This window comes from Rhodoblastus sp., assembly GCF_052145335.1.
Lineage (GTDB): Bacteria > Pseudomonadota > Alphaproteobacteria > Rhizobiales > Beijerinckiaceae > Rhodoblastus.
On the sequence record NZ_JBKQOU010000365.1, the window covers coordinates 22,920 to 30,014 of the forward strand.

8 protein-coding genes are annotated in these 7,095 nt (G+C 60.9%); 1 reads left to right on the plus strand and 7 read right to left on the minus strand.

Annotation, left to right across the window (positions count from 1 at the left end; translation table 11 throughout):
- Positions 1-36: 36 nt before the first annotated feature.
- The 5 genes from sucD to zapE form a co-directional block, all read right to left on the minus strand.
- A complete protein-coding gene (sucD, locus tag ACLP2E_RS21730; RefSeq protein WP_442462211.1) occupies positions 37-924 on the minus strand; it encodes a succinate--CoA ligase subunit alpha in 888 nt (295 codons plus the stop codon).
- Positions 924-2,123: an ADP-forming succinate--CoA ligase subunit beta gene (gene sucC, locus ACLP2E_RS21735; protein WP_442462212.1), complete on the minus strand. Its 1,200-nt coding sequence runs from the start codon at positions 2,121-2,123 to the stop codon at positions 924-926. Before sucC ends, sucD begins: the two co-directional genes overlap by 1 nt.
- 127 nt (positions 2,124-2,250) lie before the next feature.
- Positions 2,251-3,213 carry a malate dehydrogenase gene (gene mdh, locus ACLP2E_RS21740; protein ID WP_442462213.1) on the minus strand — a complete coding sequence of 321 codons (963 nt, stop codon included), beginning with the start codon at positions 3,211-3,213 and terminating at the stop codon, positions 2,251-2,253.
- A 272-nt stretch (positions 3,214-3,485) separates the two neighbouring features.
- Positions 3,486-4,112 (minus strand): TetR/AcrR family transcriptional regulator, encoded by a 627-nt coding sequence (locus ACLP2E_RS21745; RefSeq protein WP_442462214.1) that lies wholly within the window; start codon positions 4,110-4,112, stop codon positions 3,486-3,488.
- Positions 4,109-5,293, minus strand: coding sequence for a cell division protein ZapE (gene zapE / locus ACLP2E_RS21750; protein WP_442462215.1), 1,185 nt, complete (start codon positions 5,291-5,293; stop codon positions 4,109-4,111). The genes ACLP2E_RS21745 and zapE overlap by 4 nt, the downstream gene beginning before the upstream one ends.
- Before the next feature lie 207 nt (positions 5,294-5,500).
- Between zapE and ACLP2E_RS21755 the strand changes: the two genes are divergently transcribed.
- Positions 5,501-6,031 (plus strand): MarR family winged helix-turn-helix transcriptional regulator, encoded by a 531-nt coding sequence (locus tag ACLP2E_RS21755; protein WP_442462216.1) that lies wholly within the window; start codon positions 5,501-5,503, stop codon positions 6,029-6,031.
- Here ACLP2E_RS21755 and ACLP2E_RS21760 read toward each other — a convergent pair.
- Together ACLP2E_RS21760 and ACLP2E_RS21765 are read right to left on the minus strand one after the other, a co-directional pair.
- Positions 6,026-6,454, minus strand: a complete 429-nt coding sequence (locus ACLP2E_RS21760; protein ID WP_442462217.1) for an EVE domain-containing protein — start codon at positions 6,452-6,454, stop codon at positions 6,026-6,028. The two genes, ACLP2E_RS21755 and ACLP2E_RS21760, sit on opposite strands and share 6 nt — an antisense overlap.
- Positions 6,451-6,777 (minus strand): YciI family protein, encoded by a 327-nt coding sequence (locus tag ACLP2E_RS21765; RefSeq protein WP_442462218.1) that lies wholly within the window; start codon positions 6,775-6,777, stop codon positions 6,451-6,453. The genes ACLP2E_RS21760 and ACLP2E_RS21765 overlap by 4 nt, the downstream gene beginning before the upstream one ends.
- Positions 6,778-7,095: the final 318 nt, after the last annotated feature.

The following is a 7,095-nucleotide window of genomic DNA, read 5'->3' on the forward strand; positions in this document are numbered from 1 at the left end:
CGGGCGAAAAAATCGCCCGCGCCGATCGTTGATCGTTTAGCCTTTCAGGACTTCGACCAGGGTCGAGCCGAGGCGCGCCGGCGAAGGCGAGACGCGGATGCCCGCCGCCTCCATCGCTGCGATCTTGTCTTCCGCGCCGCCCTTGCCGCCGGAAATGATGGCGCCGGCATGGCCCATGCGGCGGCCGGGAGGAGCGGTGCGGCCAGCGATGAAGCCTACCATCGGCTTCTTGCGGCCGCGCTTGGCTTCGTCGAGAATGAACTGCGCGGCGTCTTCTTCGGCCGAGCCGCCGATTTCGCCGATCATGATGATCGAATGGGTCTTGTCGTCAGCCAGGAACAATTCGAGCATGTCGATGAATTCCGTGCCCTTGACCGGATCGCCGCCGATGCCAACAGCGGTGGTCTGGCCGAGGCCGACCTGAGTGGTCTGGAACACGGCTTCATAGGTCAGTGTGCCTGAGCGTGAGACGATGCCGACATTGCCCGGCTTGAAGATATTGCCGGGCATGATGCCAATCTTGCACTCGTTGGCGGTCATTACGCCAGGGCAGTTGGGACCGATCAGGCGCGACTTGGAGCCGCACAACGCGCGCTTCACCTTGATCATATCCTCGACCGGAATGCCTTCGGTGATGCAGACGATCAGCGGAATTTCCGCATCGATCGCCTCACAGATGGCGTCGGCCGCGCCCGGCGGCGGAACATAGACCACCGAGGCGTCGGCGCTGGTGGCTTGCCTGGCTTCCGCCACGGTGTCGAACACCGGCAGGCCGAGATGGGTCGAGCCGCCCTTGCCCGGCGAGGTGCCGCCGACGACCTTGGTGCCGAAATAGGCCAAGGCCTGTTCGGAATGGAAGGTGCCGTTCTTGCCGGTGAAACCCTGGGTGATGATCTTGGTGTTGTTGTCAATCAGGATGGACATCAGGCAAGCTCCTTCACGGCCTTGACGATTTTCTGCGCGGCATCGTCGAGATCGTCCGCCGGAATGACGTTGAGACCCGATTCCCGAATGATTTTCTTGCCGAGGTCGACATTGGTGCCTTCCAGGCGGACGACCAGCGGAACCTGCAGTCCGACTTCCTTCACCGCCGCGATCACGCCTTCGGCGATGACGTCACAGCGCATGATGCCGCCGAAGATGTTGATCAGAATGCCTTTGACGTTCGGGTCTGCGGTGATGATCTTGAACGCCGAGGTGACCTTCTCCTTGGTGGCGCCGCCGCCGACGTCAAGGAAGTTGGCGGGCTCCATGCCATAGAGCTTGATGATGTCCATGGTCGCCATAGCCAAGCCGGCGCCATTGACCATGCAGCCGATCGCCCCGTCGAGGGTGATATAGGACAGGTCATGTTTCGACGCTTCGATCTCCTTGGCGTCTTCTTCCGTCTCGTCGCGCAAGGCGACGACTTCTGGATGGCGATAGAGGGCGTTGGAATCGAAGGACACTTTCGCGTCCAGGCACTTCAGTTCGCCCTGCTTGGAGACGATCAGCGGATTGATCTCCAGCATGGCCATGTCCTTGTCGACGAAGGCCTTGTAGAGCTTGGCGACCAGCACGCCCGCCTGTTTGGCGAGATCGCCGGTCAGCCCGAGCGCCTGCGCCACGGTGCGGCCGTGATGCGGCATGATGCCAGTGGCGGGATCTACGGAGAAAGTGTGGATTTTTTCCGGGGTCGAGTGAGCGACTTCCTCAATGTCCATGCCGCCTTCGGTCGAGACGACGAATGAGACGCGCGAGGTAACGCGATCGACCAGGGCCGAAAGGTAGAATTCCTTTTCGATGTCAGAGCCGTCCTCGATGTAGAGGCGGTTGACCTGCTTTCCCGCCGGGCCGGTCTGGATGGTCACCAGCGTATTGCCGAGCATCTCGCCGACAAAGGTCTTGACCTCTTCAACCGATTTGGCGAGGCGCACACCGCCCTTTTCGCCCGCGGCGGCTTCCTTGAACTTGCCCTTGCCGCGCCCGCCGGCGTGGATCTGCGACTTGACCACCCAGAGCGGTCCGCCTAGTTCCTTGGCTGCGGCTTCCGCCTCATCGAGTTTGAATACCGGAACGCCACGCGAAACCGGAACTCCAAATTCCTTGAGAACGGCTTTCGCCTGATACTCATGAATATTCATATGCAGTCCTCGTTAGTGAGCAAGAGAGGCGGGGCCCAGGGTAAGCGTTAACTTTCCGATGGCGCGCAAGCCGTTCGTATTGCCGTAATTTGTTCCGCAAAGGGCCTTTGCGGAACATTCGGTCAAATCAGGCCAGGGCCGGATTGATCTTCTTGCAGGCTTCGATCAGGCCCTGCACCGAAGCGTTGGACTTGTCGAACATCGCTTTTTCAGCGGCGTCGAACTCGACTTCGACGATCTTCTCGACGCCATTAGCGCCGATCAGGGCGGGAACGCCGACATAGGTGTCCTTTACCCCATATGGGCCGTTGAGGTAGGCGGCGACGGGCAGGACGCGCTTCTGGTCCTTAAGATAGGATTCAGCCATGGCGATCGCCGAGGCGGCCGGGGCGTAGAAGGCCGATCCGGTCTTGAGCAGGGCGACGATTTCGCCCCCGCCCTTGCGGGTGCGGTCGACGATGGAGTCGAGCTTTTCCTGGGTCAGCCAGCCCATTTTCACCAATTCGGGCAGCGGGACGCCGCCGACGGTCGAATAACGCACCAGCGGCACCATGTCGTCGCCGTGGCCGCCAAGCGTCATGGCGTGGATGTCCTTGACCGAAACCCCAGTGGCTTCGGCGAGGAAATAGCGGAAGCGGGCGGAATCGAGCACGCCGGCCATGCCGACGACCTTGTTGTGCGGCAGGCCGGAAGCCTTCTGCAGCGCCCAGACCATGGCGTCGAGCGGATTGGTTATGCAGATGACGAAAGCGTTGGGGGCAAATTCCTTGATGCCCTTGCCGACCGAATCCATCACCTTGAGATTGATGCCGAGGAGATCGTCGCGGCTCATGCCCGGCTTGCGGGGCACGCCGGCGGTGACGATGATGACGTCGGAACCCGCGATCTGCGAATAATCATTGGCCCCGGAAAGCTTGGCGTCGAAACCATCGACGGGCGAAGATTCGGCGAGGTCGAGCGCCTTGCCCTGGGGAGTGCCCTCGGCGATGTCGAACAGAACGATGTCGCCCAGCTCTTTCAGGCCGGCGAGATGGGCCAGCGTGCCGCCGATCTGGCCGGCTCCGATCAGTGCAATCTTGTTACGCGCCATGGGTTTTCCGTCCTTGGTTGGCTTTAGCTTCGAAGTCCGCGCGGCGGGTTTTCGCGGGCGGCGGATTATGGGACGGCCTTTTGCCCCGAAGTTTCCGCGCTTTCAAGTCGGGAGAAAGACTAAGGCGTCCGCAGGTTATTGCGGAGCGGCATGCGCGTCGTTAACCATGGAATTGGCATTTATCTGTGAAATCAATTGGATATCGGCAAATGCCGACGCGTATGAAAGTTTTCACGTCGCCTGCTATCCTTCGTTACAATTTACAAAAAATGTCACATGTCAAACTCTGGGTCGCCGAAAGTCAGACTGCGTTGGATGACCGTAATCACGCGGCCGGCGCGAAATTCCAGCTCCGCGGCGGAAACGCTGCGGTCAAGGGCGATCGACACCGGCTGTATGAAGCGATGCGCCAGATCGAAAACCAGGGACATGGCTCGCCGGCGATCGTTCAGCCGGAACGAACCGGAGCCGATCCCTTCCTCAACAATCGCTTGAATCTCGTTCTGCACCCTGTTGCGGTGTTTGCGCGCCACCACATGGCCTTTTTCAATCGCCTCGCATAATAGGCGAAACAGCACAGGATCAGCGTCACGTTTTTCCCGATAGGCGTGCTGCAGAGCGGCGAGAGCGCGCTCCAGCTTGTCATAGGCGGGGTCCTGGCCTTCCACAATTAGTCGCAACTCTGCTTCCAGCGGCTTGAGCCAGAGGGCTGTGACAGCTTCAAACAAAGCTTGTTTGGAAGGGAAGTAACGATAGACATTGGCGTGGGACATTCCCGCCGCCTCGGCGATCCCGACAATGGTGGTCCGCCGCGGCCCAAAACGCCGCAAATGGTCGCTGGCGAGTTCGAGTATTTTCTGGTCGGCGGAGAGTTCGCGCGGTTGGGCCGTTTCGGTCATGTCTCGACCAGTCCCGTGACCTCTCCACTGACGACATCACCCCGGCCATGCGGCAGCGCCATATATTCGGCCGAGCGCATTTCGATCAGCCTCGAGGCAGTGCGGTCGAATTCGAACGCTTCGCGCCCTTGCGCCGCCTTGAAAAGCTGGTCGGGCTCTGCCTCCGCCGACGCCAGAAGCTTCACCTTCTGGTCGTAAAGGGCGTCAACCAGATTGATGAAGCGCTTGGCCTCGTTGCGTTCTTCGGCCTTGATCACCGGAATATGATCGATGATCAGAGTATGGAAATTCTCGGCTATGGTCAGGAAATCCGACGCGCCGAGCGGTTGTTTGCACAGGTCGACGTAATCGAAGCGCGCGACATGGCTCGCGGCCTGCGGCACGAAGATTTCCCGCCCCAGCAGCGGCAGGCGCCGGGGTTGCCCCTTTTCGACGCCGGTTAGCGCGAGGAAAGCTTTTGTCAGCGCCGCATCCGCCGCCGCATTGGCGGGCGTGTGATAGACCGGCGCGCCGGCGAGCTTTTCCAGCCGGTAATCGGTTCGCGAATCCAGCTTCATTACCGCCATATTCTGTCCGATAAGGGCGATGAAGGGTAGGAACAGGGCGCGATTCAGGCCATCCTTGTAAAGATCGGCGGGATCGACATTGGAAGTGGCGACGACAATGACCTTGCGCGCCCATAAAGCCTGAAAGAGCCGCCCAAGGATCATGGCGTCGGCTATGTCGGTGACGGCGAATTCATCGAAGCAAAGCAAGGCGGCTTCTTTCGCCAGATCCTCGGCGATCGGAGCGATCGGGTCGTCGCCCTTGACCTCCCCGGATTTCTTTTGCTGCCGCCAGCCAAAAACGCGACGATGGACTTCGGCCATGAAAGCGTGGAAATGCACGCGCCGTTTCGACTCGAATTCCACGGTCTCGAAAAAAAGGTCCATCAGCATGGTTTTGCCGCGCCCGACCGACCCCCAGATATAAAGTCCCTTGGGCGGCGGCGCGGCGGCGCGGCGAGCGCCGAACATCCAGCCGAGGGCGCTGGATTTTTTCGCCAGCCGCGATTCGGCGATTGATAGGCAAAGCGCGTCGAGTTTGCCTACGATCGCCAGCTGGCGCGGATCGCGTTCGATGCGGCCCTGCGCTACCAGATCGGCATAATGGTCGATGATCGAGTGGCGAAAATGGTCCATCGTGGGTTTCCGGATTGCACCCTGAAAAGTGTTGTGGCGCGTGTAGCTGCACGCTGGCAAGCTAACCTTTCGCCGAACGGTCTATAACATTATGTAGAGCCGAAGCCTTGCGGCGAGGCCCCGTTGGGCATAAAATCAGGGCGCTGTCAGTGGCCATTGTGCAAATGCTTCGAAAAACCGGGCAGCCCTTGGCGGCCTGGGGGTAAGATGAAACAAACGCGCCCGCTGGATCAACCGATCGCCGCCGAAGCCGTCAAAAAGCGTCCGCGCCCGCTGGACCTTCCCGGTGAAAATGGCGATATCGCCGCTCTGCTTCGCCAGGCGGCCGGCGCGCACCGCTTGGCGGAAGAGCGCCTCCTGGCTGATCTGGGAGTGACGCCGCCGCAACTGGCGGCGATGACCCTAGTAGGCGGCAATCCCGGCATGCTCGCCGCCGATCTTGCTCGGAGAGCCCGGTTGACCCCGCAAACGATAAGCCTGATCATCGCTAATCTGCGCCGCGCCGGCTTGGTGCGGGAAGGAGAGGGCGTCGTCCCAAATGCGTCGCGAGCGCGGCCTTTGGCCCTGACTCCGCAGGGCGAAAGCGTCTTGCGCATGGGTCGCGAAAGGGTTGAGGCGGCGGGCGCAAAACTTATAGAAGGCATGCGGCCCAAGCGCGAGCGTGCGTTGCGCCGCTGGCTGGCGGGCATCGTCAACGGCTTGGCGTTGCCTGGCGCCTTCGACCCCGAAGACTTATAGGCCACCAAGCGCGAGGATTGCCCGCCAATGCGCAGGCGAAACGGGCTGCACCGACAGGCGGGTGAGTTTTACCAACGCCATGTCGGCGAAACGCGGATCGGCTTTGATTTCCGCCAGCGTCACTGGCCGTTTCAGCGGCTCGACTGCGCGCACGTCGACCATGCCGAATTTGCCAGTGGGGTCGGTAGGATCGGGGTGATAGGACGCGATCACCTCGACGATGCCGACGATCTCCTTGCCGACGTTGGAATGATAGAAAAAGGCGAGATCGCCCTTTTTCATCGCCATCATCTGCTGTTTGGCAAGATGGTTGCGCACTCCGGTCCAGCCGGTTCCAGCCGTCCCAGCGGTGACCATCTGGGTCCAGGACCACGCGCTTGGCTCGGTCTTGACCAGCCAATAGCTGTTACTGTCGCAACTCATGCCAGCCAAACCCCGACCACGGGTCGGTACGCTCGCAGCTCAACTAAGGCGAAGAGGCCGGCCTTGCCATAGGGATCGCCTGCGAGCAGAGCGCGCGCCGCGGCCTCGTCGGTGCAGGAAAAGATCAGCATCGAGCCGCACATTTGGCCCGCGGAATCGAGAAAGGGGCCGCCGAGCTTCACCGCCGCGGCATTTTCTGCAAGAAAAGCGAGGTGTGCGGCGCGGTTTTCCTGCCTGATCGCAAGGGAGTCCGGCTTGTCGAAGCATAGGGCGACAAAATGCATCAGGGTCTTCCACAAATTGGTGTCGGTGGGACGATTCAATCGCCTGATCCTTGCACCGGACCGCTTAGGAGTTCAACCGTCCGCCGCAAACGGCGCGCAATTGTGTATTGTAACTGTCGCATGGAGGTCCTAGCCTGCGCAATCTCCCGGCGGCTAAAGCCTGGAGCCCGCGATCCATTATGAAGGTAGGATTCCATGAGCATTTTCGGCTCCATTCTTGGAAAAATTTTCGGCACGACCCCGGCGGCTGCGGCGCCTGCGTCCGCCCCCGCTAGCGAAGCTGCTGCGCCCGCCGCTGGCCAAGTTGCTGCGACCACCGATGCGCCGGCCACCGTTCCCGCCGACATCGCCGAGAAG

Excerpts from the sequence above, each read along its gene's own strand:
- sucD (WP_442462211.1), bottom strand. The coding sequence starts at position 924 with ATGTCCATCCTGATTGACAACAACACCAAGATCATCACCCAGGGTTTC.
- sucC (WP_442462212.1), bottom strand. The coding sequence starts at position 2,123 with ATGAATATTCATGAGTATCAGGCGAAAGCCGTTCTCAAGGAATTTGGA.
- mdh (WP_442462213.1), bottom strand. The coding sequence starts at position 3,213 with ATGGCGCGTAACAAGATTGCACTGATCGGAGCCGGCCAGATCGGCGGC.
- ACLP2E_RS21745 (WP_442462214.1), bottom strand. The coding sequence starts at position 4,112 with ATGACCGAAACGGCCCAACCGCGCGAACTCTCCGCCGACCAGAAAATA.
- zapE (WP_442462215.1), bottom strand. The coding sequence starts at position 5,293 with ATGGACCATTTTCGCCACTCGATCATCGACCATTATGCCGATCTGGTA.
- ACLP2E_RS21755 (WP_442462216.1), top strand. The coding sequence starts at position 5,501 with ATGAAACAAACGCGCCCGCTGGATCAACCGATCGCCGCCGAAGCCGTC.
- ACLP2E_RS21760 (WP_442462217.1), bottom strand. The coding sequence starts at position 6,454 with ATGAGTTGCGACAGTAACAGCTATTGGCTGGTCAAGACCGAGCCAAGC.